Below are 26638 nucleotides of genomic sequence, written 5' to 3' on the forward strand. Positions count from 1 at the left end.
AATAACCTCCGATTATGCAATTTGACCTTTTCAGAAAAATTCATGAAAAAGTCAAAAAGCTAAAAATTTTATTTAAATCATATCAGATCAATGACATCCGCCGCAAGTTGAACAGCTGCCTGAACAACCGCTCGGCTGTGACGGACAGGTTTCAGGATCTTCTCCGTTTGCAGACGCAGTAATAATGTTGTTAATTTCTGCCAGCATACCGTCCATGGCATTTTTTGCAGCATTAAATGCAGCCATATTAGGATTTACCATAATTTCACCGTAAATATTCTTGATAACTCCGTCAAGCTCTTTTACCTTATCAGTATCTTTATCTGTTTTAGACATTTCCATATTAAGCTCATAACGTTTCATTGTAAAATCATTGATAAGCTTCTGAAGTTGTTCGTCCTTATCATTTGTTTCCTTTGCCTTTATATATGCGTCATATCTCGGATCTGCCTGTATAAGCTTTCCTAATTCTCTTGCCATTGAAATTGTATCCATTTTTATTTCTCCTTTTTTTCAATCAATTTACCTGTAACAGCCCAATTTTTAGCGCCGATTATTTCTACATCGGCAAAACTGCCCGTCAGGGATTCATCGCCTTCAAATTCAACTATTATAAACTCACTGCTTTTTCCGGTAAGCCAACCTTCCCTTTTTCCTTTACCGTCTACAAGCACTCTCATTTTTCTTCCGATAAAGCGTTTGTAGTTTTCAGTGGAAATTTCTCTCTGCAAAGCAAGAAGTCTGGTCATTCGTTGACTTTTTTCCTCGTCTGAAATAAGATCATTTATTTCAGCCGCCTTTGTTCCGGAACGCTTTGAGTAAATAAACGAATAAATATTATCATACCCCACACGCTTCATAAGTTCAAGTGTTTTTTCAAAATCCTCTTCGCTTTCATTTGGAAATCCTACAATAATATCAGTAGTAAACGAAAAATCCGGAATAATACTGCGGGCATACTTTATTGTTTCCATATACCTTTCAACTGTATACCTGCGGTTCATTTTCTCAAGTATATCATTACTTCCGCTTTGAACCGGAAGATGAAAATGTCTGCCAACTTTTTCACATCGAATAATAGTATCAATAAGTTCTTTTCCGGCATCCTTTGGGTGCGATGACATAAATCTTATTATAAACTCTCCGTCAATTGCGTTTATCCTTTCCAGAAGTTCGGGAAAATTAATTCCGTCAGGAAGATCTTTTCCATAGGAATTTACATTCTGTCCCAGAAGCATAATTTCTTTATAACCGGATGCAACCAATTCTTTTACTTCCTGTATAATATTTTCCGGTTTTCTGCTTCTTTCCCGTCCCCTAACATACGGAACTATACAATAAGTACAAAAATTATTACAGCCGAACATAATTGGTACAGAAGCCTTAAAAGTACTGTCTCTTTTTTGTTCAAGTCCCTCTACAGGCATATTATACTCATTCGTATCAAATGCATGTTTTTTTCCGGAAAGCTTGTCAAAAAGCAGCTTTGGGAACTTATCCAGAGCAGATGTACCGAAAACAATATCCACAAATTTATATGAATTATTGATTTTTTCAACGACATGATCAAGACCGGTCATACAGCCGCAAAGACCTATTATCATCTCCGGATTTTTTTCTTTATAATGCTTTAGGAATCCCAGATTTCCAAATACTCTGTCTTCAGCGTTTTCTCTTACAGCACATGTATTGAAAATAACCAAACCTGCATCCTCAGGCTTGTCCGTCAGACCAAAACCCATTTTTGCAAGCATACCTTTCAATTTTTCACCGTCAGAAAAATTAAGCTGACAGCCATAACTGTGTACGCAGGCAAGTATTGGCGAATCCTTTTGGGAAATAATTTCCCTAACTGAATTTATATATTCTTCAATAGTCTTTTCCTGATTCAATTATTAATCTCCATTCATTCAGGTAATTTATGTAATAATAAATTATACCACAGAAACAACAATTTTACAAGTGAAAATCAGATTTTTTCAATCATTTCAAGAACAACTTCCGCTACTCTTTTAGCGGCAATTTTTTCAAATTCGTCAAATGACATTACGCCTTCATCATCTGCATTGTCAGAAATACACCTGATACTGACAAACGGCATTTTATTCATAAAAGCGCAGTGACCGATCGCAGAAGTTTCCATATCAACTGCAAGCGGTGAAAATTTCTCACAGATAGCATTTTTGACTTCACTGCTGGAAATAAAAGCTTCGCCTGAAACAACACGTCCGATATGACTGTCAATATTTTTTTCTTTGCACACCTCACAAGCAATGCTTATCAGCTTTTCATCTGCCTTGAAAATTCCGTTGTAAGGAGGGTAATCATTTAACAATCTAAGCTCAAGATCGTGAGGAAGCACTTCATCTGAAACAACTATATCACATACCTTAACCTTTGCATCCATACCTCCTGCAACACCGGTATTGATAATTGCATCAACATCAAAATGATCGATCATAACCTGTGTACAAACAGCAGCATTGACCTTTGCAATACCGCAGCATGCATTGATAATAAGCTTATCCTTATAAGTATTTATGTAAAAATCAAAACCGGAATAGTTTTTAATAACTGCTCCCGTAAGAGATTTTCTTATGTCTGCCAGTTCCGACGGCATTGCTCCGATAATTCCTATTGTTTTCATATATAAAAATCATTCCCTTCACCATAAAAATACATTATTATTTTTATTATATCAGATTTTTCTGTTATACGCAATACCTATTTGCCATCATTTGACTTAAAATTAATCTATCATCAGGTTTATTGGTTTCGGAGGTTAACATAATCAAGTACTTGTTAGTTAAATTCCGAAAACCAATTAAAATTCCCGATAATTTTTTCATAACGTCTCCCAATTTACGTTTCTTATAAGCTTCTGCTTCATATTCCACAGCTTTTCTGACAGATCCACATAATATTTATGCGGATTTTCAAATCTTTTTACCTCGTCCCATATCAGTGACAACTGAGTTTTGGAATACTCTCTGATTTCTTCGATTGACGGAGACTCATACACGCACTTTCCTTTTTTAAAAACAGGAATCTGAAGATTTTTAACAGTAAAATTACTGAGTTTTTTTCGTTTATAGGTAAACTCCGGATCAAAAATTTCATAAGGCTTTGTATCGTCAATATTTTCGTCATTTAAAAGAATAACATCTGCCAGCGCCATTCCGGTTTCTTTACAGAACAGTCTTACAGGCTTTTTATATCCGGGATTTGTAATTTTAGTCACATTATCAGAAAGCTTTATTTTAGGTAAAATTTCTCCGTTTTCTTCAACTGCTACAAGCTTATAGACTCCTCCGAAAACCGGTTCGGATTTACTTGTTATCAGTCTTTCACCCACTCCGAATCTGTCAATTTCAGCCCCCTGCATCAAAAGATCCCGAATAATATATTCATCAAGAGAATTGGAAACCGTAATCTTACAGTCCTCAAAGCCTGCATCGTCCAGTATTTTTCTTGCCTTTTTGGATAGATATGCAATATCACCGCTGTCAATTCTGATTCCTCCCGGACGGTATCCCTTTTCCGCCAGCTTTTCAAAAACTTTTACAGCGTTTGGTACGCCTGATTTAAGAGTGTTATATGTGTCCACAAGAAATACACAATTTTCAGGATAAGCCTCTGCGTACGCCTCAAAGGCTTCCAGTTCTGTAGGAAACAGCTGAACCCAGCTGTGAGCCATAGTTCCCAACGCCGGAACTGAGTAATCTCTGTCCGCCATAGTACATGCCGTACCGCAGCAGCCTGCTATATATGAAGCTCTGGCACCCAGAACAGCTCCGTCTCCTCCCTGTGCTCTTCTTGAACCGTATTCTATAACCGGTCTGCCTTGTGCTGCACGTACTATACGGCTCGCTTTAGTAGTAATAAGGCTTTGATGGTTTACAAACAGTAAAATCATCGTTTCAATAAGCTGAACCTGTATTACCGGACCCTTTACCGTAATAAGAGGTTCGTTCGGAAATACCGGAGTACCTTCCCGTACTGACCATAAATCGCATTCAAATTTAAAATTTTTCAGATACTCAAGAAACTTATCGGAAAACATATTTTTTCCTCTCAGATATTCAATATCCTCATCTGTAAATTCAAGATTTTTAAGATATTCAATTATCTGTTCTAGTCCTGCAAAAATTGCATATCCGCCTCCGTCGGGAATACGTCTGAAAAACATATCAAAATAAACCGTCTTTTCACTGTATTCATGTAAAAGATAACCGTTGCCCATAGTAAGTTCATAAAAATCAACAAGCATTGAAAGATTATGTTTATTCATTTATTTCAATTCCTCCGACAAGTTTTATTCCGTTTGTTTCCATAACAGATAAAGCTGAAATGTTAGCAAAACTGCGATCGTGTTTTTCAGTGTGAAAGGTTTCAGTCATGTTTAATGGTACTAAGATTTCGGCTGATTTGTTAATCTCATTAAAAAAAGTTTTCAATGACAGACAAAAGTTCAGTACGCATATATCAGTACAGTCTCCACAGACTATATAGCAGCTTTTATCCATATTATTCTCAAGAAATTTTCTGAATCCTGACGCATGAAAACCGTTAACAGAATTCTTTTCAATAATTTCAAATCCGCCTATTTGGGTAAGCTCGTCAACTATTTTACACTCGCTGTTCCCTTTTATACAATGAAGAGGAAAAGTTGCAAATTCACATGAATCTTCACTATGACAGTCAGAAAACGCAATCGACTTTATATTTTTTCTCTTACAGTACTCAAGAAAAGCTTTTACAGGAATAATAATGTTTTCAATTTCTTTGTCATGAAGTACACCCTCACGGATAAAACCGTTTATTATATCTACCATAACAAAAACTGTTTTTTCACTTTCAATTTTTTCTGTACAGATAAACGGCAGGCTGCTAAAATACTGTTCATACTCTTTCATCTTTATATCGTCAGATTTTATTTTCATACTTTTCCCTCCTTTTTTTATAGTATATGATAATATTTTCATAAAATACAAAAGGCGGCATAAAGCCGCCCTTTAAATTATGTAATTAAAGCTCAATTATTTCTCCCTCAAGACCATTGTAAGCACTGATCGCATTTGATTCATCAGTATCAATATGCATAGCGGGAGCATATTTTTCGGAAACTCTTACTATAACGTCTCCAAGAATAGCTTTTCTGCCGTCTGTATCAATTTTAACCCATACGATATCCTTGTCCTTAACGCCTCTTTCAGCAGCTGTTTCAGGAGTCAGATGAATATGACGCTTTGCAATAATAACTCCTTGACTGAGTTCAACTTCACCGGCAGGGCCTACTATCTTACAGGCGCCTGACCCCGCAACGTCTCCGGACTCTCTGATAGGCGCTGCAATACCGATCGAACGAGCATCGGTAGCAGAAAGCTCAACCTGTGTTTCAGGACGTACCGGACCGAGAATAGAAACATTCGGCATCTCTTTCTTAGGACCTACTATAGTAACTCTTTCTTCACATGCAAACTGTCCAGGCTGTGAAAGATCCTTTTTATGAGTAAGCTTTGCGCCCTTACCGAAAAGAATTTCAAGATGCTCCTGCGTTACGTGAACATGTCTTGCAGAAGTTTCTACAATAAATTTTTTTGACATATATTTTTCCTCCATTTTTTTAATTCAATATAATTTTACTACTTTTTTCATCAAAGGTCAAGGATATAATACAGATTTTTGAATAACCAAGCTTTGATTTTTATATAATAGCTATAAACAATAATTAGGAGGCTGATATGATTACATTTAATTACAGTAAAAATTTTACGGTAGACCAAATAATAAAGCTTTTTAAATCCGTGGAATGGGAATCTGCAAATTATCCCGAAAAGCTTTTTAAATCTCTGAAAAACAGTGAAACAGTAATCACGCTTTATGATGAAAATAATTTGATCGGACTTATGAGCGCAATCTCAGACGGCGGCATGAACGTATACTTCCCTTATCTTCTCATCGATCCTGAATACCACGGAAAAGGACTGGGAAAAATAACAGTTGAAAAAATGCTTGAAAAATACGGAGGTTTTTACAGAAAAATTCTTGTTTGCAGCAATGAAAAAGTACCGTTTTATACAAAATGCGGAATGACCGTACCGGAAGATCAGCTGCCCATGATGAAAATAAACTGAACTCTGTGTCATTTTCCTGAAGAGAACATAGTATATAGAGTAAATTCTATAAAACCGGAGGGAAATTATGAATACAAAAGTTTATTTTTTAGGCGGTACTTCTCCTACAGGCTTCCGCTCCAAATTTATCGAACAAATAAAAAAGCCGGGATACTATACCTACATACTTAAAGGTGGTCCCGGCACTGGCAAGTCAACACTTATGAAAAAAGTTGCAGAAGCTTTTAAGGACAGTCCTATGTCGGTTTATTACTGTTCATCGGATATACGTTCACTGGACGCTGTAGTAATTGAAGACAAGGGCATAATCGTGGTAGACGGTACTGCTCCTCACGTTTTTGAAGCGCTGTATCCGGCAGTATCACAGGAAATAATAAATTTGGGTGAATTCTGGGATAAGGATAAAATGAAAGAACATAAAGATGCTGTTAGATACTGTTTCGATGAAAATCAAAAATATCACAACAGAGTACGCTGCTATGCAGAAGCGTTTGCTTCGCTCAACACTGATATTTATACTCTTGCTGAAGACTGTCTGAACAAAGATAAGCTTGCGTCATATATTAAAAGGCTTACAAAAAAGCTTATTCCAAAGGCTATGCCGGACGGTACCGGAAAAATTGAATTCAAACAGCTTTCAGCCTTTACAACGGAAAATTATATGACGCACCCCATATCAGGAGAATATTCAAAGTACTTTATAAAGGACGATTTATTTGCAGGAGGAGATTACTTCCTGAAAAGCATTGCGGAAATATTCATAAATAACGGATATGATGTAACCGTAAGCGAATGCACAATGCTGCACAACAGTACTTTCGAACATCTGATCGTTGAACAATTGGGACTCGTTTTTATTACCGGTAATTTCTTTAACGGTCTTGTACCGGAAAATGAAAATATAATTAATTTTTCAAGATTTTACGATAAAGAAATGTACAGCAATAAGAAACAAAGAATAAACTTTGATAAAAAAGCTTCTCTTGAATTGGCAAAGGAAGCGTCCGTATGCTTAAAAACAGCCTTGGATATTCATGACGAACTTGAAAAATTCTATATCAATGCAATTGATTTTGAAAGTCTTAATCATTTTACCGCTGAATTTATTGAAAGCCTGAAAAAATAAAGAAAAAACGGTTCGGTATTCCGAACCGTTTTTATTTCAGACAAGCTTTTATAACCGATTCTATTTCTTCTCTGCTGCTTTCTATACTTTTTGCCGTTTTAATAAGCTCAAGACATCTGGATAGTTTCTGTACTGATGTTTTATCTTTAAAGTAATTTTCTCCGGACAAAAAATCATAAAAATATCTTGCGGCAAGCTCAGCGGTAATACATATCATTCCTAAAAAATAATCCTCCGGTTTATACAGTCTTATCATACTGAAATATCCTTCAGCATATTTTTTAAATTTATTTATATCAAATAAATTATCCGTAATACACCCCGATCTTGCGCCGTCGCCGAAATCATATACATAAAGTCCGGACATTACGGAGTCAAAATCAATCATACAAATACCATCGTGAGTCTCTTTATCTAAAAGTACGTTTGAACACTTTACATCATTATGCGTCACTTTAACCGGAAGATTTTTTTCAGTCAGCTTAAGCACATATTTTTTCACGTTATTAAAAAAAGCAAATTCATTGCAATATTTTTCAGATTCATAATATTTCAGTTTTTTTATTCTTTTATATGTATTATGAAAGTCAGGATCCATTGCATAAAACTGCTCGGCACAGGCAGATTCAGTCATAAGATGAAATTTACCCAATGTCCTGCCGAATTCATATACCGACTTCAAATCAGGCATTTTTTCATAAGCGGCAGAATTTTCAATATACCTATACCCTCTCCAGAAGCCTTCTTCTGTTTCAGCAAAATTTTTCCCCTCACATTCTAAAAATTCAGGATATTTCCTGTCAACGTATTTATACAGCAAGTTAATATTAAACATAATTTCCTTTGGATTTTTAATCGCCTTTTTATTTACTTTTTGCAGTATATAGCTTTCATTGTCTGAATATATTATTTTATAAGTCTTATTTATATGTCCTGAATTTATTCTTTCGATCCTTAAAATATTACTTCCAAGTCCAAATTTGAATAACACATTCATTAAATTTTCCATTTTCTATCACCTGTTTTTTATAATAACAGATTATTTTTGTTATTGCAAGCCTTGAAGTTAATAACTATACGTGTTATAATAGTTATAAATTATCGAAAGGGGTTAAAATATGTCAGTTTTCAGTAATATAGGAAAAAACATTTCAAACAAAGGAAAGGAAATTTCACGAAAGGCAAAAGTAATGTCTGAGACAAGTTCGCTCAATAACATTATTAAAGGTGAAGAATGCAAAATCGATACTCAGTATAAGCTGATGGGCAAAATGTACTTTGAAAAATACGGCTCTTCACCGGAACAGGAGTTTTCGCCTGCTATTGAAGCTATTAAAAATTCAATGGAAAAAATAAACGAAACCAAGCAGGAAATAATTAAAATAAAAAGTCAGTTCTGTTGTCCGGAATGCGGAACACCGTTTAAAAACGACGCCGTTTTCTGCTCCAAATGCGGCACTAAGCTTCCTGAAAAAGCCAAACCGCAGTCCGTTGTATCTCCTCAATCAAAAAAATGCTCAAACTGTGGTAATGTACTGGACGCAGAAGCAATTTTCTGTAATGTCTGCGGAACAAAATTTGAAAATATGTCTGCTGCTACAGATGATCCGGCTGCCGAAAATACCGTTTCTTTGCCGTCAGAAGTTCCGGCCGCTTCACCGGAAATTATTCCTGAAAAATCAGATACTATAAATACGGATACTGCCCAAGCTTCCGATGAAACTTTAACGGACGCAATAACTGACAGTTCATTAGAAACTAAAGAATCCAGTACTGTACCGAATGAATCGCTTGAGCCGCATAAATTTTTCTGTCCAAACTGTAAAAATGAAATGCAGGAAGATGATGTATTCTGCAATGAATGCGGAACAAAAGTCAAGTAAATTTTCAGTATCATTTTAAAAAGCACAAATAAAAACGGCAGCTCTAAGCTGCCGTTTTTCCAGTATCATATAGTGGAAGAAAGATCTATATTCCTCACTTTATTTCTTACCTTTAAAACAAATCCCGGAGATACTGAAAGCTCATCAATTCCCATTTTTAAAAAGGTTTCTGTCAGACTTGTATCCGCCGCAAGCTCCCCGCATATTCCTATCCATGCACCGTGCCTGTGAGCATTTTCCGCAGATATTTTAATAAGTCTCAGAACGGCTTCATGATGAGTATCACAAAAGTTCTCCAAATCGGGATTCTGTCTGTCACATGCAAGCGTATACTGAATAAGATCATTGGTACCCACACTGAAAAAATCTACCAAAGGCGCAAGCCTGTCGCTTATAATCGCTGCAGCAGGAGTTTCAATCATAATACCAATTTCTACAGTATCAGAAAATTCAATATTATCAAATTTTAATTCAGATTTTACTTCTTCACATAATTTCTTTATTTTTTTTACTTCATTTACAGAAGTAATCATAGGAAACATAATTCCCAGATTTCCGTAAACAGATGCTCTGTAAAGTGCTCTCAGCTGTGTTTTAAAAATCTCCGGACGTGTCAGGCAAATTCTTATAGCTCTGAAACCCAGCGCCGGATTATCCTCCTTATTCAGATTAAAATAATCAACCTGCTTATCAGCGCCTATATCCATAGTTCTGATTATAACCTTTTTTCCAGCCATGCTTTCAAGAACTTTTTTATACGCTGCAAACTGCTGTTCCTCAACAGGAAAATCTGAATTTTCCAAGTACAAAAACTCGCTTCTGAAAAGCCCGATCCCTCCGGCGTCGTTGAAAAGCGCTGCCCCGATATTGGCAACCCCTCCGATATTGGCAAAAATATCTATTTTTGTACCGTCTATTGTGATATTTTCTTTTCCCTTCAAATTCAGAAGAAGCTTCTTCTTTTCAATATCCTCCGACTGTTTTTTCATCATAGCGTTTAATACAGCTTCATCAGGATCAACGTAAATTTCTCCGGTAAATCCATCCACAATTATGGTTTCTCCATTTTCAATATGCGGCAAAAATTCATCGCCCACTCCAATAACCGCCGGAATATTCATATTTCTTGCCAGAATCGCAGTATGTGAATTTGAAGAACCATAAGCGGTTACAAATGCAAGAACTTTATTTTTATCGAGTGAAACCGTTTCGCTTGGCGCAAGATCGTCCGAACATATTACCACTTTTTCATCTATACTATTTTGTTCACTGCTTGTCAAAGCAAAATTATTTATTATTCTATTGGAAATATCCTTTACATCTGCTGCTCTTACCTGCATGTATGTGTCGTCCATGGACGAAAACATTGCAGCAAAATTATCAGATGTTACCGCAACCGCATACTCAGCATTTACCATTTGTGTTTCAATTATATTGACTATTGACTCATTATAGTCCTCATCTTCAATCATCATCATATGGATTTCAAAAATCTGAGCATTTGTTTCGCCGACTTCTTTCAAAGCTTTATTATATATTTCCTGAAGCTGATCCGTACTGCGCTTCTTTGCCAGTTCAAGACGCTTTATTTCTGTCTCTGTATCTTCTATATGAACACGGCGTACAGAAGCTTCCTGACGATTAAATACTGAAATTTTTCCTATAGCAACAGCTCCGTAAACACCCTTACCTTTAAATTTAACCATAAACCGTACCCCCTTTAAATTACGATAATACAAGTGCTATTCGCCGGAACATCTTAATATAAACTTTATAATTGTTCCAGTAAACTGTAAATTAAATCCTTTTTTGCCAAACCGTCTGAAAACGCCGTTGCACCGCCTGCGGCTGTTCCGAGTTTAAGGGCATATTCATAGCTTTTCTTCTCACAGCCTGCTATAAATCCTGCTACCATTGAATCTCCTGCACCGACAGAATTTTTAACAGTACCGCTGCATACTCCGCAAGCATGAATTTTACCGTTTTCATCTGCCAGTATCGCACCGTCTCCCGCCATGGAAACAAGTACGTTTACTGCACCCATTTCTTTAAGTTTTAAAGCATATTCCGATACATCCTCAGCCGTTTTCAGCTCCACTCCGAATATTTCCTCAAGTTCAAAATTATTAGGCTTAATAAGAAACGGTTTATATTTCAGCACATTCATAAGCAAATCACCGGTAGCGTCAACAATTGCTCTGATTTTTTTATTTTTAAGATATTCAAGAATTCTTTCATAAATATCCGAAGGCAAAGATGCCGGAATGCTTCCCGCAAGCACAATTGTATCTCCGTCCTGTATTTTATTAAGCTTTTTAAAAAGCTCCTCTATATTTTCTTCAGAAATTTCCGGTCCCTGTCCATTAATCTCTGTCTCGAAAGACGACTGTATCTTAACATTGATCCTGGAAAATCCATTGTTAAGATGGACAAAATCAGTTTTTATGCCGTCTTTAGCCATCCCATTTTCAATGGCTTCACCGGTAAAGCCGGCTACAAATCCCAGAGCTTCAGATTTAATTCCCAATTCATTTAATATAATTGAAACATTTAATCCTTTCCCTCCGAAATATATCTCTTCGCTTTCAGTCCGATTAACGACGCCTACTTTCATTTCTCCTGTACGGACAACATAATCAATTGCCGGATTAAATGTAACCGTATAAATCATTTTACATTACCTCCTCTATACTTTATATATTTTTTTGCTCTGTTAAGTAGCATAATATCCTTAAAAAGCATTTTCCATCAAAAACTCCACTTCAAATTTACCTAAATATAAACCGCTTACATTTATTGTTCGCTTTTACAAAATACATATCCTATATTATTTTCTATTTAATGTTTAATATACTTTATTTAAAAAATACGGTTAAATTTTTTATTTCATATTTAATAAAAAATAGAAAAATTCACCCGTCTCAGGTGAATTTTCATTCATAAGTATCAAAACCTTTATCTGTCTGCCATAAGCTCTATTGCCTGTTTATTATTGCATACATCAACCGTTTTATATGCTCCTCCGAATTCACCGTCAATTGTCCATTGAAGCTCATCATCACACTCAAATCTTATTTTAGATGTTCTGAATGACTTTATATACGCCGTATCAATATCAATATCTATATTTAATAAAGAATGAATTATCCTCTGCAAATCAAGAGGATTTCCAGGTGTCTTAATCAGCGTAACTTCATACAAACCATCATCAAGAAGAAAATCATTAAGCGATAATAATCCGGCAACAGATGATGAATTAGTTACCATACCAAAAATATAATTGTCTTCAATTATTTCATCATCATATGTTATTTTCATATGATAAGATTTTATATTTTTAAGTCTTGATATACCGTTCAGGACGTAGGCTACATGTCCTAATACGTTCTTTACCTGCTGTGAAGTTTCATAGGTCACTTCTGTAAAAGCTCCGAATGCGGCAATATAAGTAAAAAATTTATCATTAAAGCTTCCTATATCGCATGGGTATTTTTTTCCATCTATAATCCACTGAACTGCGTCTATAATATTTCTGGGAATTCCTACTCCTCTGGCAAAATCATTTGTAGAACCTGCGGGTATATATCCTATAGGCAATTTTTTCTCGGATCTCATTACTCCTTGTATTACTTCATTAAGCGTACCGTCACCTCCGGAACAGACTATCAGATCAAAACCTTGACCACATGCATATTTTGCTGCTGCACATGCATCCATTCTTTCCTGAGTAGGTCTGGCAGTAACCTCATAACCTGCTTTGGTAAACATGTCAATAACTACTGCCAGCTTTGAACTTATAGTAGCTTTTCCTGATTGTAAATTTAATATAAAATACAATTTTTTCATTTTTTGATCTGCCTTTCTTAATGAATATACTATTATTATACATTAAGCTTATTATAAATTCAATATTAAATATAAATTTTTTTAGATTTTTTTTAAAAAATACTTGACAATATGTTTTTTATATGCTATAATGTTTAAGCAGTCGAAATGAGACTGTTAAATATTGGGGTGTCGCCAAGTGGTAAGGCAGAGGACTCTGACTCCTCCATTCCGTGGGTTCAAATCCTACCACCCCAACCATATTAGTGCTATAAAATAGATGCACACCGTTCAAACCGCCTATGTAGGCGGTTTTTTGGTATTTTAGAGGCAAAAAATCATTTCGACAAAAACCATCATAGCATACCTACAGTTAAGCTTAATCGAATTAATTGAAAATACCCGCAGTGAATAACACTGCGGGCAGTATTTTAACATATTTTATTGGCATTATAACTAATCTGTGAAATCTGATTATTATAGAAGATAATAATCAAATCAGTTCCAATACTTTATCTGATTCTTCAGAAGAATCCAAAACAGAGACAGTCTTAAGCTTTCGGTTTATAGCTCTCGTACGGGTACCAATAAGTTTATCAAGTTCTTCATCAGCCTGTCTAAGCCGATTTCTTGTATTGGTAAGAACCGTTTCAAAGTTTCCGAATTCTTTTTTAGCAGCTTCAAGTATTTTCCATACTTCACCGCTTTTTTTCTGAATTGCAAGGGTTCTGAAGCCCATTTGCAGACTGTTAAGCATTGCCGCCATGGTTGACGGTCCTGCAATATTAACTTTGTAATTTCTCTGAAGAACTTCCACCAATCCCATATTAACCACTTCCGCATATAATCCCTCAAAAGGCAGAAACATAATAGCAAAATCTGTAGTATACGGAGGAACAATATATTTATCATGAATACTTTTAGCACATTTTTTTATTTCAGATTCAAGAGCTGCTCTCTTAGTTTTCAACTCGTTTGGATCTCCGGTTTCATAAGCGGTAAGAAGATTTGAATATGTATCTCCCGGAAATTTGGAGTCTATTGGAAGATACACACATTCTCCGTTCTCAAGACCCGGAAGCTTCACAGCAAAATCAACCTTTTCTGTTCCCTTAGGAGTAACAGAAGTCTGTTCTTCGTATTGCTCGGGAGCAAGGATTTCATCAAGAATAGCTCCAAGCTGAATTTCTCCCATAATACCTCTTGTTTTAACGTTTGATAGCACATTTTTTAAATCCGATACTCCGGAAGCAACATTTTTCATTTCTCCCAGACCCTCATAAACCTCGGCAAGTCTCTTATTAACTGTCTCAAAGGACTTCGAAATTTTATCGTCAAGGGTTTTCTGAAGTTTTTCATTTACTGTATTGTTGATCTTGTCAAGACTATCCTGATTTTCTTTCCTAAGCTTCTCCATACTTTCAGAATTTGATTTACGAATACTGTCAAGGGCGGCAAGAATGTCCATTCTTATCCTGTCAAAGTCTCCCTCCAGCTTTGTAAGCTTCTCTGTTGAAGCTTTCTGCTGCTTATCCTGTCCCTCGTTGAGACTTTTGCCCAGTTCAGACATATTTTTAACAATAGTTTCAAAAGCCTTATTAAGCTTATCGTCAAGAGTGGACTGCATTTTTTCTGTAATAATACTGTTGATTTTATCCAGACTTTCCTGATTTTCCTTTCGGAGTCCGTTCATTTCAGCTTCTATTTTTAAAAGTGTTTCTCCTGCTTTTGCCTGCTGTTTTTCCTGAGAATCCCGCAGACTGTCTCCCAGCATGGAAATCTGCTTTACCATAGTTTCGCTCTGCCGCACAATCTGATCCATAAGAATTTTATTTTGATCGCCATTATTTCGGCTAAGAAATTCGATCTGCTTTTTAAGTTCTGATATTTCTTCAATGCCGGAATCCATGCCTTGACAGTTTGATCTGATCAGAACAACTATCAGCAAAATAATTATAATACCGCAGCATATCAAAGTTATAATATCCATTTTATTACCTATCCTTAAATAATTTATTTCAGTCTTATTTTAAATGGATTTTTAAGACTGATATCACATAATTTATTTTATTATAACATCAGGAATACTATAAGTCAAGAATACTTATTGAAACCGAATTAATTACGTATTGCTTGTCATTATGAGCAGTTGCTGCTTTTTTCCTTTTAACCGGATTTATAAAATAAACTAACATTTTTATGAAAAAAACAAAAATATATTTACGAAACCTTTTTTTTATGATAAAATAATAATATCGTCTGAAAGGGAGGAATAAATTTGATTTACATAACCGGTGACATGCACGGTGAATTTTCAAGATTTAAAAATAAAAAAATAAAAAAGCTTAAGGAAAATGACACATTGATTATCTGCGGTGACTTCGGATTTATCTGGGACGGATCAAGACACGAAAATTCTGTTCTAAATAAAATAGGCAATATGCCGTTTAACGTTGCCTTTATTGACGGATGCCATGAAAATTTTGAACTTCTCAGCGAATATGAAGTAATAGACTGGAACGGCGGAAAAGCACAGCTTATAAGCGGTAATCTGGTTCATCTTATGAGAGGGCAGATTTATACTATTGAAGGTAAAAAAATTCTTGCATTCGGAGGAGGACACAGTCAGGATTACGATTATCGCAAAATGCATAACTGGTGGATTCAGGAACAGCCTACACATGAAGAAATAATTGAATCAATAAATAACTTAAGCATGTATGATAATGATATTGATTTTATTATAACTCATGAGCCTCCGGCGTCTCTGAAAGACTGTCTTGGAGTTGATGTACTGCAAAGACTTGAAATTCATGCTTTTTTTGAAGACATTATAAAAGCATGTCATTTTGAAAAATGGTTTTTCGGAAAATGTCATGTTGACAAATACATTCCAATGAAATTTTATGCGGTATTTGAAGAAGTACTTCCCCTTTACGAAGAAAACTCCATTTAAATAAAAAAACTTCCTATGAAATTTATTCATAGGAAGTTTTTATTATAAATCATATTTATTAACCACGTCCTCCCGGACCTGTCTGACCTCCTCCGGAACCGCTGCTCAGCGTTGTTCCGCCGCTGATCGTTCCGTCGTAACCGGCTTTCATATTTGAATCAGCCGAACTTACTGCAAAATATTCTGTATCGCTTAACGTTCCTCCAGTGTAAGCTTTAACGCTGTCTTCCGGACTGCACATTACCATAGCTGCCGCTGAATTTGCAAACGTCATTGTACCTATTACAGTACCGCTGCTGTTTGTAAATGTAACAGATGTTCCGGCACTTATTGAAACAGACTGATTGACAAAATTATAGTTGGAAGGAATGCTCTCGCTGAACATATCATTGCTTCCGCCTGCCACTACAACTCCTCCGTTGTAACTCCATTTACTGTCACAGTCAATCGGAGAATTACCGCCGCCTGTCTGCGAAACAAATACATAACCGCCGTTTACTGTAAGACTGCCGTTTGAATCAAGTCCGTCTCCGCTTGCATTAACGTATATATATCCGCCGTTAATAGTCAGACTGTAATTTCCGCTGCCCATTGATCCGCCCTGATTCCATCCGCCGGGACCTGTCATACCCGAACCATCAGTACCGCCTGCCGCATTGTATCCGTCATCGCTTGACGTTACCATAACAGTACCGCTGTACTGAGTAATATTTGAAGCTTCAACCCCCTCATATGATTTGATAATATCAATATAAGGCGTGGAGTAATCAGTTTCCTTACCCTGTGTGCCTATTACCAGATCTGTATCGGCATGAATACCGTCGTCGCCGGTTGAAAGCCTGAAAATACCCCCTGTAATATTTATATTTGTAGCATGAACGCTGTCGTCTGTTGAATCAATGTCAATATTTCCGCCGAGGATGTTAATTGTACCCTCTATTACCGCTGATGTATCATCGTCAGTACAGCCGGCTTTAAATCCTTTAGCGCTGGTATCGTCAATTGTCGTTGTACCTGAATTGCCGCCGCCCCAGCTTCCAGGACCTCCGGGCTGCTGTGAACCGCCGCTTGAAGACTGTTCAGCAGTTGTTTTGACAGTAATATCACCATCGTTTACCGTAAGAAGCTGCGAAGCATGGAAACCGTCGGAATATGCCGTAATATTCACTGTACCGCCGTTTACGGTTACATATCCTTTTCCAGAAGCAGTATCGGTTTCAGTACTTTTAATACCGTCTCCTCCCTTGGCATTAACCGTAACATTCAAGCTGCTGAAATCGGTATCCAACGGATCGCCGATCCTGACAGAATCCTTTCCTCTTATTCCATCATCAGCGGCTGTTACATTTAACGTTCCGTTATTGATATGAATATCATTCTTGCATACTATTGCGTCTTCGCAGTTACCGTATACATTCAAAGTTCCTTTGCCTTTAAAAGTAATATCGTCCTTAGCGTAAACAGCTCCTACCCCTCCGTCAGCATTTGTATATGAAGTACCGTCCGAAACAGTATTTACTGTGCCTTTTTTGGCAGAAATGGAACATTTATCATCAACGCTTGCAATATAAATCGGTGATGTGGAAGTATTTGAAATACTCATTCCTTCAAGTGAAAGTTCAACCAGACCGTCAACATAAGCTGTTTTGTCAACATCTACTATAATCTGTCCTTCTTCCATTTCTCCGGTAACAATATATGTACCAGGCTGTGCGATTGTAATTGTCTTCAGGTCAGCGCTTAATTCAGCTCCTGTTCCCTCAAATACAATTCCGTCATTGCTTAGAGTTATTGTATTTTCAGTCGGTACAACTACCGTACCCATAGCCGAAACCGCATTGTATGTACTGATTGTTCCTGACTTTACAAATTCTCCGGCAGTTGCCGCACTTTCATGAGTCATTTGAGATTCGCCGGTATAAATATTATATGTTCCGTCAGATAAAGCATCATTGCATATAAGCGCATATGTATATTTTTTATCAGGAGTTACCGAGTAAATCTCAGAACCGTTTTTAGTAATAGAAATCTTCTGCTTGTCAAGTTTTTCAGTATAATTCAGAATCATTGAATCAACTGTTATTCCTGCCGTATTTACAAATTCTGCGTTGCTTGTTGCAACAACGCTTCCGCCTGTAATATCAACAGTGTAGCCCTCACCTGTTGTCAAACTTCGTTTACCATATGCATAAACTTCCGCAGAACCGGTTACAGAAATTGAAGTTTCTGCCTGAATAGCGTCATTTTCAGCTTTGGCAGTAACAGTTCCTCCTGAAATTGAAACATAATTTTTTTTGGATTTTATAGCGTCTCCGCCTTTTGCATTAACGTTAACAGTACCGCCGGTAATTGAAATATATCCTAATGAAGAATCTGCTCCGTTATTTGAAATGATTCCGTCAGCTCCCGTATCAGTATCATCAGCCGCACAAGTAACCTTCAGATTTCCCCCATTTATAACTACCGAATTTTTGCCCTTTACAGCAGCGCCGGAAGAATCGACACTGTTATGATTAACTTTTATATTTCCGTTTATGATCCTCAAATCATCATTACTTGTAATTGAATACAAATAATTAGAATTTACTGTAAGAGATCCGCTGCCGTTAATGACAAGATCGTCCTTAGAATAAATGGTCGAATCAGCCTCAGCATCTGTGTATACTTCAGTATCATTGAGGATATTTTCTGTTCCCGCAGCCAGACTAATAACTGTTTCGTCAGCATTTACCACATAAATCGGCGAATTTGTCGAGCAAGTAACATTTACACCGTTTAATACAAGCGATACTCTGTCAGTGTCGGAAGCATTTACATATATCTGACCGTCTGTTAATGTTCCGTCAATATAATATGTACCGCCGGAAGTAATTGTGACCACGTTTTTATTTTCGCTGAGCTCCATATTACTTCCCTCAACTGAAATATAACTCTCATTGAGATGAATATAATTCACATCTGATGCTGATGTGCTGATTGCTATTCTTTTAAGCTTTATTAAATCAAATACATTAACCGTATTATCATTGTTTAAATCCAATGATATATCTGATAATTCTCCAGATTTTTTTATAAGATAATTCTGTAAAACATTTACATCATCGGCATTTACTATACCGTCTGAATTCAAATCGCCTAAAATTGCGGCTGAAACCGTATTTTTAGCAGAAAAAATTTCTGCATTCAACCCGATACCTACGGCTGCTACCGCTGCTGCCATTAAAGCTGACAGCGCTTTGCGAAGTGTTTTTATTCTTAGCATTATGATCCTCTCCTTTAATTAAAATATTCTTTCAACAGATGATGATTTTATTTTAAATTACTTATCTTAAATTAATCTTAAACTTATTAATAAAATTTTATTTTCTTAATACTATGTAGTTCAACAATTTATAAAATTCTACAAATTTAAGATTAATTTAAGAAACTTTTTATATTATATAATCAAGATAATCGAAAGGAGGAAATCCTGAAATCTCAGGTGCACAATGGCAATTAAAACTTTTAAAAGAAAAGAAATAAAATTTCTTCTTAATATAAATCAATTTAATGAATTACTTAATACAATTGATTTATATATGAATCCAGACGAATACTGTGTCGGCGGAAAAGAATATGGTATCTTTAATATTTATTATGATACCAATGACAGCTTTTTAATAAGAGAATCTCTTTCCAAACCATACTATAAAGAAAAACTGAGAGTAAGAAGCTATTATTCTCCTGCCCATTCAGACGATAAAGTCTTTATTGAAATTAAGAAAAAAATCGGCGGTATCGTTACTAAAAGACGTGCAGCAATGACCTTAAGGGAATCCGAAATTTATCTAAAAACCGGAATCAGACCTAAATCAGACAAGTTTATGACTAATCAGGTACTGGACGAAATTGACGTATTCAAACAAAACTACTCTATTGTACCGGCACAATATATAAGCTATCAGCGTATGGCGTTTTTCGGTAAGGAAGATAAGGATTTCCGGCTGACATTTGACAGAAATATTACTGACAGACGTTATGATTTGACTCTTGGCAAAGAATGCTATGGCAGACAGATTATCAGACCAAATCAACGTCTTATGGAAATAAAAATTACCGATTCTATCCCTATCTGGTTAAGCGAAGAACTTTCCCATCTTGAAATTTATAAGACCAGTTTTTCCAAGTACGGAAAGGCGTATCAGAATTATGTAAGAGATAAAATAAATCATGAAAAAGGAGTTAATATTTATGCCTGATATTTTTAATTCAATATTAAATGGTACAACAGGATTAGGTACTTTCTTAATTTGTATAATTTCTTCCGTTATATTTGGAATCTTAATTAGTATAGTTTACATACTGACACATAGAAAAGAATCTTACAGTCAGAGCTATGTTATGTCAATTATAATGCTTCCCGGTATCGTATCGCTTATCATATTGCTGATTAACGATACTTCTAAAGCTTTAGGTCTGGCAGGAGCTTTCTCATTGGTAAGATTCAGAAGCGTTCCGGGCGATCCTAAAGATATTGCTTATATTTTCTTTTCAATGGCAATAGGCGTAAGCTGCGGACTTGGTTATATTGCTTTCGCAGTAATCTTTATCATAATTCTTAGTGCGTTTATTTTGGTTCTTAATACCATTAAATACGGTGCTCCTAAAACATCTTCCATGACTCTTAAAATTACGGTGCCGGAAAATCTTAATTATCAGGGATTATTTGATAACGTTCTGAATGCTAATACGGTTTCATGGCGTCTTAAAAGAGTTAAAACTGTGGATTTTGGTACGCTGTTTGACTTGGTTTACAGTATCGAATTAAAAAATGATGTGGATCAAAAAAAATTTATAGACTCAATACGTACTTTAAACGGCAATTTAAATGTCACACTTATTCTTTATAAGTATGACGACCAGATTTACGCAAAATAAAATTTCAGCATTTAATAAATTATAATATAATTTATTAAATGCTGTTTAAAATTCAGTCACTTTTGTTAAATTATTAAAATATATTTTGCCGTATTGACTTCTATTAATATTTAATGTATAATATAATCATTGCCGCTGTGGTGGAATAGGCAGACACAAGGGACTTAAAATCCCTCGGAGTAACATCCGTACCGGTTCAAGTCCGGTCAGCGGCACCATATTGTGACTATAAAAAAGATGAATAGTCCGCAAAGTCCGTAGCTACGGGCTTTTTTTGTTGCTCTGACGGTGAAAAATCAAGGTCAGATTCTTATCAAATTACACCATAAATACAGAATTTTTCGGTCAGGAGATCAGTCAAGAACCAAAAATAAATATGTCAATGCAGACGGTTAGGTTTAAAAAACTTAACCGCTTTTTATACCCAAATAAAAGGAAATGGTGAATATGATTCGATATTTTGAAAGCTTCGCAGGGTGAGGACGATATTGTAAGCTACAGGAATGTCCGAAACGCAGCTGAAAGAGAATCTGTACAAGTCCAGTAAAAACGGAGTACATATTATTTTTGTACTCCGTTTCACTATCTTATTCGATTTGATTTAGTTTTGGGTTTTCTTTTTCCATTTACAATATTTGCATTACTAGATTATCTAGTGCAAAAAACATCTTAACTATCGCTATCCTGAATTATTGCCAAAATACAAATAACAATACAAAGTAAAGAAAAAATAAATCTATATGGAACAATCCTATCTTGAGTTTCATCCAGAACCATACATTCTTCCGGACATTCTTTATTATAATACACCCTTATCATACTTCCAACATAGTAATTATATGACAAAGAAGCCGAAAGCCATTGCTGATAAAGCTCTCCATCCACATCATATGACACTTTATAGTAATACTCATATTCATCGTAATTACTATTTTGGGTTCTGAATCTTTTTACATTCTTCTCAATGATTTCTGCCATGACCATTTGACCATTGCGATTTATTTTTCTGTATATAAGAAAATTATTTATATACGGCATACTAGATATCGTTGCAAATATAATTATAATAACATTTAAAATTATTTTAAAATAGTACATGATGCATAAAAATTAACCCATCAGCTTGACCATAACAGCCTTTTGTGCATGAAGACGGTTTTCAGCCTCTTCAAAGATTTCTTTGGCATGTTCTTCAAACACCTTGCCCGTTATTTCCTCTTCACGGTGCGCAGGCAGACAATGCATAACAAGAGCGTCTTTATTGGCAAGAGCCATTATTGTATCATTTATCTGATAACCCTCAAACGCTTTTTTACGCTGCTCAGCTTCACTTTCCTGACCCATAGAAGCCCATACGTCTGTAAGGACAATATCAGCATTTTCAGCTGCTTTTTTAGGGTCGTCAGTAATTGTAAAGCAGTCAAAATCTGCTGCAAAATCCATTACTTCCTTAGCCGGACGGTAATTTTCAGGAGTAGCCACAGAAACAGCCATACCAACTTTCAGACCGCCTACAATAAGGGAATTAGCCATATTGTTGCCATCGCCGATATAGCACATTTTCAGACCGTCAAAACTGCCTTTAAATTCACGGATAGTCATAAGATCGGCAAGTACCTGACAAGGGTGTGAAAAGTCAGTCAGACCGTTAATGATGGGAATGTTACCGTACTGCGCAAGATCTTCAACTTCTTTTTGGTCAAACGTACGAATCATGATACCGTCAATGTAACGGGAAAGTACACGTGCAGTATCCTGAACAGGCTCTCCCCTGCCTATTTGCAATTCGCTTGCAGACAGAAACAACGGGTATCCTCCCAGCTGATACATACCGGTTTCAAAGGAAACACGGGTACGTGTAGAAGCTTTCTGAAAAATCATTCCCAATGACTTTCCTTTCAAATGCGGGTGCGGAATACCATGCTTTAATTCATATTTCAACTGATCCGCCAGATTTAAAATATCAATTATTTCTTCTTTGCTCAGGTCGAGCATTTTCAGTAAATGTTTCATCTCAGTTCACCTAACCTTATATTTTTTATGAATTTAATATCTTTTCAAATATTTCAAGTCCCTTGTCAATTTCATCATAAGTAATATTAAGCGGAGGCAAAAGCCTTACTTTTTCTTTTGCGGTCAACAGCATAAGTCCCTCGTCAATAGCTTTTGCAGCAACGTCTGCCGCCTTTTTATTTTTCAGAGTAATTCCAATCATCATTCCAAGACCGCTTACACTTTCCACTTCATTCATTTTTTCCAGCTTTTCTTTAAAATACTGTCCCTTAGCAGTCACATCTTCCAAAAAACCGTCAGCAGTAACCTTGTCAATAACAACCTCGCCGCCGGCACATGCCATAGGATTACCACCAAATGTAGAACCATGAGTACCCTTTGTAAGCACCTCTGAACATTTTTCAGCCGCCAGACACGCTCCCACTGGTACGCCTCCTGCAAGCCCCTTTGCAAGGGTAGTAACGTCCGGCTTTACGCCGTAATGCTCAGAAGCAAGGAATTTGCCGGTTCTACCAACACCAGTCTGAACCTCGTCAGCAATTAGTAAAATATCCTTTTCACGGCAAATTTCAGCCACCTGTTTTACATATTCCTTATCCAGAGCGATCACACCGCCCTCTCCCTGAACAAATTCAAGCATTACTGCACACACATTGTCAAGCTTTGATTTTAAGTCGTCAATATCATTAGCTTTTGCATTTATAAAGCCTTCAACGAATGGGAAAAAGTAGTTGTGAAAACTGTCCTGACCGGTTGCAGAAAGAGTACATAGAGTTCTTCCATGAAAAGAATTAACAAGAGTAATAATATTGTGACGTCCCTTGCCGTACTTGTCAAAACTGTATTTTCTTGCAAGCTTGACAGCGCATTCATTTGCCTCAGCACCTGAATTTCCGAAAAACACTTTTGAATATCCTGTAACCCTACACAATTTCTCCGCAAAATCCGCCTGAACCTTTGTATAATAATAATTTGAAGTATGCTGAATAGATCTAACCTGACTGCATACAGCATCTGCCCATTCTTCATCGCAGAAACCGAGAGAATTGCATCCTATACCGCTTCCGAAATCTATGTACGATTTACCGTTTTCATCAATGCAAGTTCTCTTTTCTCCCTTATCCAAAACTACGCCGAAACGACCGTAGGTATGCATAACATTATCATCAAACTTTTCAATAGTACTCATTTTTTTACACTCCCCTTGTCAATAATATCTAAAATACATAATACAAAATGCGATGATCATAAAAGTACCGCAGGAAAAAAGAATTTTCTCTGCCGTGCTGCCATTTTCTTCCGGCACAAAGCTCCTATGGTTCTTTCTGCTTACCTTAATGGAAATACTGTTTCCTTTTTTAAAAATTGTGGTTCCCTCAGGATAAAATTTTGCAGAAGGTGCAGTATATGTCTGATCTGCAATATCATACTTCACAATAGGCGCTTCCGTAGTTACCTTAACACCAGCATATTTCGTTTGTGATTTGGCAATTCCTGTAACAGTTCCTATAACGTGTATTCCAAATTTTTTACGTTTAAAATACAGAAATCCACCAATTACATCCAGAATCACTCCGATAATAACCGGAAAAAAAAGAATAAATTTCTCCATACTACTTAAACTGAGTACCTATACCGGCCTTAGAAAGAATTTCAATAAGAATTGAGTGAGGAACTCTTCCGTCAATAATTGAAGTTTTCTTAACACCTCGTCTGACAGCTTCAACACAGCAGTCGATCTTAGGGATCATACCTCCGGAAATAATCCCCTGTCTTTTCATAAACGGGACTTCACTGACATTAACAAAAGGTATCAATGTATTAGGATCTTCCTTGTTTCTGAGAAGTCCTGCAATATCAGTCATAAGGATAAGATTTTCAGCACCAAGCTCAGCTGCAATTCTTGAAGCGGCAGTATCAGCATTAACATTATATGTGCTTCCGTCAGTTCCGCTCGCAACAGTTGCAATAACAGGAATACAACCATTGTTTAAAGTATCCATAATAGGCTTTACATTAACTCTAGTAATGTTTCCCACATATCCCAAATCCTCGCCGTTTTCCCCCTCAGCACGCTCAGCGGTAAGCATTTTCCCGTCAATACCGCAAAGACCTATAGCCGTACCTTTATGTTCTGCAAGAAGAGCTACCAGCTCCTTGTTGACCTTTCCGGCAAGGACCATTTTTACAACATCAATAGTTTCCTTGTCAGTATATCTCAGACCGTTAATAAATCTGCTTTCAATACCAAGTCTTTTAAGGGTATCGCTTATTTCCGGACCTCCGCCATGTACAAGAACGACTTTAATTCCCACTAAAGAAAGCAGTACGATATCGCTCATAACCGCCTGTTTAAGCTCGTCATTAGTCATAGCGTTTCCGCCGTATTTTACAACTACAATTTTGTCATTATATTTTTGTATATAAGGAAGTGCATCGATCAGCACTTTCGCACGAATATTATTAGAAATTTCCATTTTTAACTCCTGTAATCCCCATTGATTTTAACATAATCATAAGTCAGATCGCATCCCCATGCAGCGGCAGAACATTCGCCGTTACCGATATTAATAAATACTGTAATTTCTTCTTCCATAAGAATTTTTTTAGCTTCATCTTCTGAGAAATCCACTCCCGCACCACTTTTACATACGGCAATTTTTCCGGCATTTGATGCCAGATAAACATCGACATTGTTTATATCAAAATCAGCGTCTGCATATCCTACTGCACATAGTATTCTTCCCCAGTTAGCGTCCTCACCGAACATAGCCGCTTTAAAAAGACTTGAAGTAATAACCGATTTGGCAATTGTCTTAGCAGTTTTAATATCGTCAGCTCCTGCGCATACACATTCAATAAGCTTTGTAGCTCCTTCGCCGTCCCTAGCCATCATTCTCGCAAGATTTACCATAACAACGTAAAGAGCGTTTTCAAATACGGCAAAGCTTTCATTTTCTGAACATATTTCATCAATACCCGAAAGACCGTTTGCCATAACACAGCACATATCGTTTGTAGACTGATCTCCGTCAACGCTCACCATATTAAGCGTCGTTTTTACTACATCGCTTAAAGCACGCTGAAGATATTCCGGAGCAATTGCCACATCAGTGGTAATGAAAGAAAGTGTAGTGGCCATATTAGGATGGATCATACCGCTGCCCTTCAGCATACCGCCCATAACGCATTTTTTACCGTTTATTTCAAATTCAACAGCAATCTCCTTAGGCATCGTGTCAGTTGTCATAATAGCCTCTACCGCCGCACTGTTTCCCTCATAGCTTACACCCTTGCAAAGCTCAGGCATACCCTTTTCAATAGGTTCAATAGGTAATATCTGACCGATAACACCGGTTGACGCCACAATAAAATCAGATGGCTTAAGACCAAATTGATCAGAGACAAGCTCACACATTTTTTCAGCCTTTTCAACTCCGTCCGCATTACATGTATTAGCATTTACAGAGTTTACAATGACCCCTCTTGCTTTTCCGTCTGCAATATTGCTTTTCGTAACCTGAATAGGAGCACCCTTTACCTTATTAGTTGTGTATACAGCCGCCGCAGTACATTCCTTATCTGCAATAATTACGGCAAGATCATTCTTCTTTTTGGCGGAAGGCAAAGCATTGTTAGATTCTGCCGTATTTTTTTCCGTGTCAGTTAAAGGCTTGTGTGCCAAACCGCACTGTATACCGTTAGCCTTAAAACCCTGTGCAGCGCACACTCCGCCGTCAATATATTTAAATCCGTCAAATTCAACTTTGTTAATCATAAC

Annotated in this window: 24 protein-coding genes and 2 tRNA genes; 8 read left to right on the forward strand and 18 right to left on the reverse strand. The window is 36.5% G+C overall.

The genetic code is table 11. The features are described from left to right. Positions 1–87: 87 nt before the first annotated feature. The 6 genes from OCV67_RS07430 to OCV67_RS07455 form a co-directional block, all read right to left on the reverse strand. Entirely contained in the window at positions 88–495 is a 408-nt protein-coding gene (locus OCV67_RS07430) for a YlbF family regulator (protein ID WP_147643351.1), read from the reverse strand. A gap of 2 nt (positions 496–497) precedes the next feature. Next, on the reverse strand, positions 498–1892 hold the full coding sequence (gene miaB, locus OCV67_RS07435) for a tRNA (N6-isopentenyl adenosine(37)-C2)-methylthiotransferase MiaB (RefSeq protein WP_262644414.1): 1395 nt from the start codon (positions 1890–1892) through the stop codon (positions 498–500). Between the two features lie 77 nt (positions 1893–1969). Beyond that, a complete protein-coding gene (locus tag OCV67_RS07440) occupies positions 1970–2647 on the reverse strand; it encodes a 5'-methylthioadenosine/adenosylhomocysteine nucleosidase (protein ID WP_147643352.1) in 678 nt (225 codons plus the stop codon). Between the two features lie 198 nt (positions 2648–2845). Continuing rightward, positions 2846–4291, reverse strand: a complete 1446-nt coding sequence (locus tag OCV67_RS07445) for a nicotinate phosphoribosyltransferase (RefSeq protein WP_147643353.1) — start codon at positions 4289–4291, stop codon at positions 2846–2848. Continuing rightward, complete coding sequence (locus OCV67_RS07450) at positions 4284–4943, reverse strand: isochorismatase family cysteine hydrolase (protein ID WP_178085047.1); 660 nt, start codon at positions 4941–4943, stop codon at positions 4284–4286. The genes OCV67_RS07445 and OCV67_RS07450 overlap by 8 nt, the downstream gene beginning before the upstream one ends. Positions 4944–5028: 85 nt before the next feature. Continuing rightward, positions 5029–5607, reverse strand: a complete 579-nt coding sequence (locus OCV67_RS07455) for a PduL/EutD family phosphate acyltransferase (RefSeq protein WP_147643355.1) — start codon at positions 5605–5607, stop codon at positions 5029–5031. Positions 5608–5744: 137 nt separating this feature from the next. Between OCV67_RS07455 and OCV67_RS07460 the strand changes: the two genes are divergently transcribed. Then, a complete protein-coding gene (locus OCV67_RS07460; protein ID WP_147643356.1) occupies positions 5745–6137 on the forward strand; it encodes a GNAT family N-acetyltransferase in 393 nt (130 codons plus the stop codon). A 67-nt stretch (positions 6138–6204) separates the two neighbouring features. After that, positions 6205–7263 carry a hypothetical protein gene (locus OCV67_RS07465; RefSeq protein WP_147643357.1) on the forward strand — a complete coding sequence of 353 codons (1059 nt, stop codon included), beginning with the start codon at positions 6205–6207 and terminating at the stop codon, positions 7261–7263. Between the two features lie 31 nt (positions 7264–7294). On the opposite strand, the gene OCV67_RS07470 is transcribed toward OCV67_RS07465, so the two are convergent. Continuing rightward, complete coding sequence (locus OCV67_RS07470) at positions 7295–8272, reverse strand: phosphotransferase enzyme family protein (protein ID WP_147643358.1); 978 nt, start codon at positions 8270–8272, stop codon at positions 7295–7297. Between the two features lie 109 nt (positions 8273–8381). Between OCV67_RS07470 and OCV67_RS07475 the strand changes: the two genes are divergently transcribed. Continuing rightward, complete coding sequence (locus OCV67_RS07475; RefSeq protein WP_147643359.1) at positions 8382–9146, forward strand: double zinc ribbon domain-containing protein; 765 nt, start codon at positions 8382–8384, stop codon at positions 9144–9146. A 65-nt stretch (positions 9147–9211) separates the two neighbouring features. Here OCV67_RS07475 and ptsP read toward each other — a convergent pair whose 3' ends face one another. The 3 genes from ptsP to OCV67_RS07490 form a co-directional block, all read right to left on the reverse strand. After that, positions 9212–10852 carry a phosphoenolpyruvate--protein phosphotransferase gene (gene ptsP / locus OCV67_RS07480; protein ID WP_147643360.1) on the reverse strand — a complete coding sequence of 547 codons (1641 nt, stop codon included), beginning with the start codon at positions 10850–10852 and terminating at the stop codon, positions 9212–9214. A 65-nt stretch (positions 10853–10917) separates the two neighbouring features. Then, the gene (gene pfkB, locus OCV67_RS07485) at positions 10918–11817 is read right to left on the reverse strand and encodes a 1-phosphofructokinase (RefSeq protein ID WP_147643361.1); all 900 of its coding nucleotides are present in this window, start codon (positions 11815–11817) and stop codon (positions 10918–10920) included. Between the two features lie 284 nt (positions 11818–12101). Further along, complete coding sequence (locus OCV67_RS07490; RefSeq protein ID WP_147643362.1) at positions 12102–12992, reverse strand: diacylglycerol/lipid kinase family protein; 891 nt, start codon at positions 12990–12992, stop codon at positions 12102–12104. A gap of 164 nt (positions 12993–13156) precedes the next feature. Here OCV67_RS07490 and OCV67_RS07495 point away from each other — a divergent pair. Continuing rightward, positions 13157–13232: transfer RNA gene (locus OCV67_RS07495), tRNA-Gln, on the forward strand. 232 nt (positions 13233–13464) lie between these two features. Here OCV67_RS07495 and rmuC read toward each other — a convergent pair. Then, positions 13465–14961, reverse strand: coding sequence for a DNA recombination protein RmuC (rmuC, locus tag OCV67_RS07500; protein ID WP_262644415.1), 1497 nt, complete (start codon positions 14959–14961; stop codon positions 13465–13467). A gap of 288 nt (positions 14962–15249) precedes the next feature. Between rmuC and OCV67_RS07505 the strand changes: the two genes are divergently transcribed. Beyond that, positions 15250–15927: a metallophosphoesterase family protein gene (locus OCV67_RS07505; protein ID WP_147643363.1), complete on the forward strand. Its 678-nt coding sequence runs from the start codon at positions 15250–15252 to the stop codon at positions 15925–15927. A gap of 58 nt (positions 15928–15985) precedes the next feature. Here OCV67_RS07505 and OCV67_RS07510 read toward each other — a convergent pair whose 3' ends face one another. Further along, entirely contained in the window at positions 15986–19189 is a 3204-nt protein-coding gene (locus OCV67_RS07510; protein ID WP_147643364.1) for a carbohydrate-binding domain-containing protein, read from the reverse strand. Between the two features lie 226 nt (positions 19190–19415). On the opposite strand from OCV67_RS07510, the gene OCV67_RS07515 reads away from it, so the two are divergent. The 3 genes from OCV67_RS07515 (at position 19416) to OCV67_RS07525 (ending at position 21062) form a co-directional block, all read left to right on the forward strand. Further along, entirely contained in the window at positions 19416–20165 is a 750-nt protein-coding gene (locus OCV67_RS07515) for a polyphosphate polymerase domain-containing protein (RefSeq protein WP_147643365.1), read from the forward strand. Then, positions 20158–20844: a DUF4956 domain-containing protein gene (locus OCV67_RS07520; protein WP_147643366.1), complete on the forward strand. Its 687-nt coding sequence runs from the start codon at positions 20158–20160 to the stop codon at positions 20842–20844. Before OCV67_RS07515 ends, OCV67_RS07520 begins: the two co-directional genes overlap by 8 nt. Positions 20845–20975: 131 nt before the next feature. After that, positions 20976–21062 (forward strand) — tRNA-Leu (locus OCV67_RS07525). A 451-nt stretch (positions 21063–21513) separates the two neighbouring features. Here the strand turns inward: OCV67_RS07525 and OCV67_RS07530 are convergent. The 6 genes from OCV67_RS07530 to argJ all read right to left on the reverse strand — a co-directional run bounded on the left by OCV67_RS07530 (position 21514) and on the right by argJ (position 26635). After that, the gene (locus OCV67_RS07530; RefSeq protein WP_147643367.1) at positions 21514–21882 is read right to left on the reverse strand and encodes a DUF3592 domain-containing protein; all 369 of its coding nucleotides are present in this window, start codon (positions 21880–21882) and stop codon (positions 21514–21516) included. Positions 21883–21954: 72 nt separating this feature from the next. After that, positions 21955–22857, reverse strand: a complete 903-nt coding sequence (gene argF, locus OCV67_RS07535) for an ornithine carbamoyltransferase (RefSeq protein WP_147643368.1) — start codon at positions 22855–22857, stop codon at positions 21955–21957. A gap of 25 nt (positions 22858–22882) precedes the next feature. Further along, positions 22883–24046 carry an aspartate aminotransferase family protein gene (locus OCV67_RS07540; RefSeq protein WP_147643369.1) on the reverse strand — a complete coding sequence of 388 codons (1164 nt, stop codon included), beginning with the start codon at positions 24044–24046 and terminating at the stop codon, positions 22883–22885. A gap of 18 nt (positions 24047–24064) precedes the next feature. Further along, positions 24065–24469 (reverse strand): hypothetical protein, encoded by a 405-nt coding sequence (locus tag OCV67_RS07545; RefSeq protein ID WP_147643370.1) that lies wholly within the window; start codon positions 24467–24469, stop codon positions 24065–24067. Between the two features lies 1 nt (position 24470). Continuing rightward, entirely contained in the window at positions 24471–25334 is an 864-nt protein-coding gene (argB, locus tag OCV67_RS07550) for an acetylglutamate kinase (RefSeq protein ID WP_147643371.1), read from the reverse strand. A gap of 2 nt (positions 25335–25336) precedes the next feature. Continuing rightward, entirely contained in the window at positions 25337–26635 is a 1299-nt protein-coding gene (gene argJ, locus OCV67_RS07555; RefSeq protein ID WP_147643372.1) for a bifunctional ornithine acetyltransferase/N-acetylglutamate synthase, read from the reverse strand. Between the last annotated feature and the right edge of the window lie 3 nt (positions 26636–26638).

It is taken from the genome of Porcipelethomonas ammoniilytica, assembly GCF_025567485.1.
In the GTDB taxonomy this organism is placed as follows: domain Bacteria; phylum Bacillota; class Clostridia; order Oscillospirales; family Ruminococcaceae; genus Porcipelethomonas; species Porcipelethomonas ammoniilytica.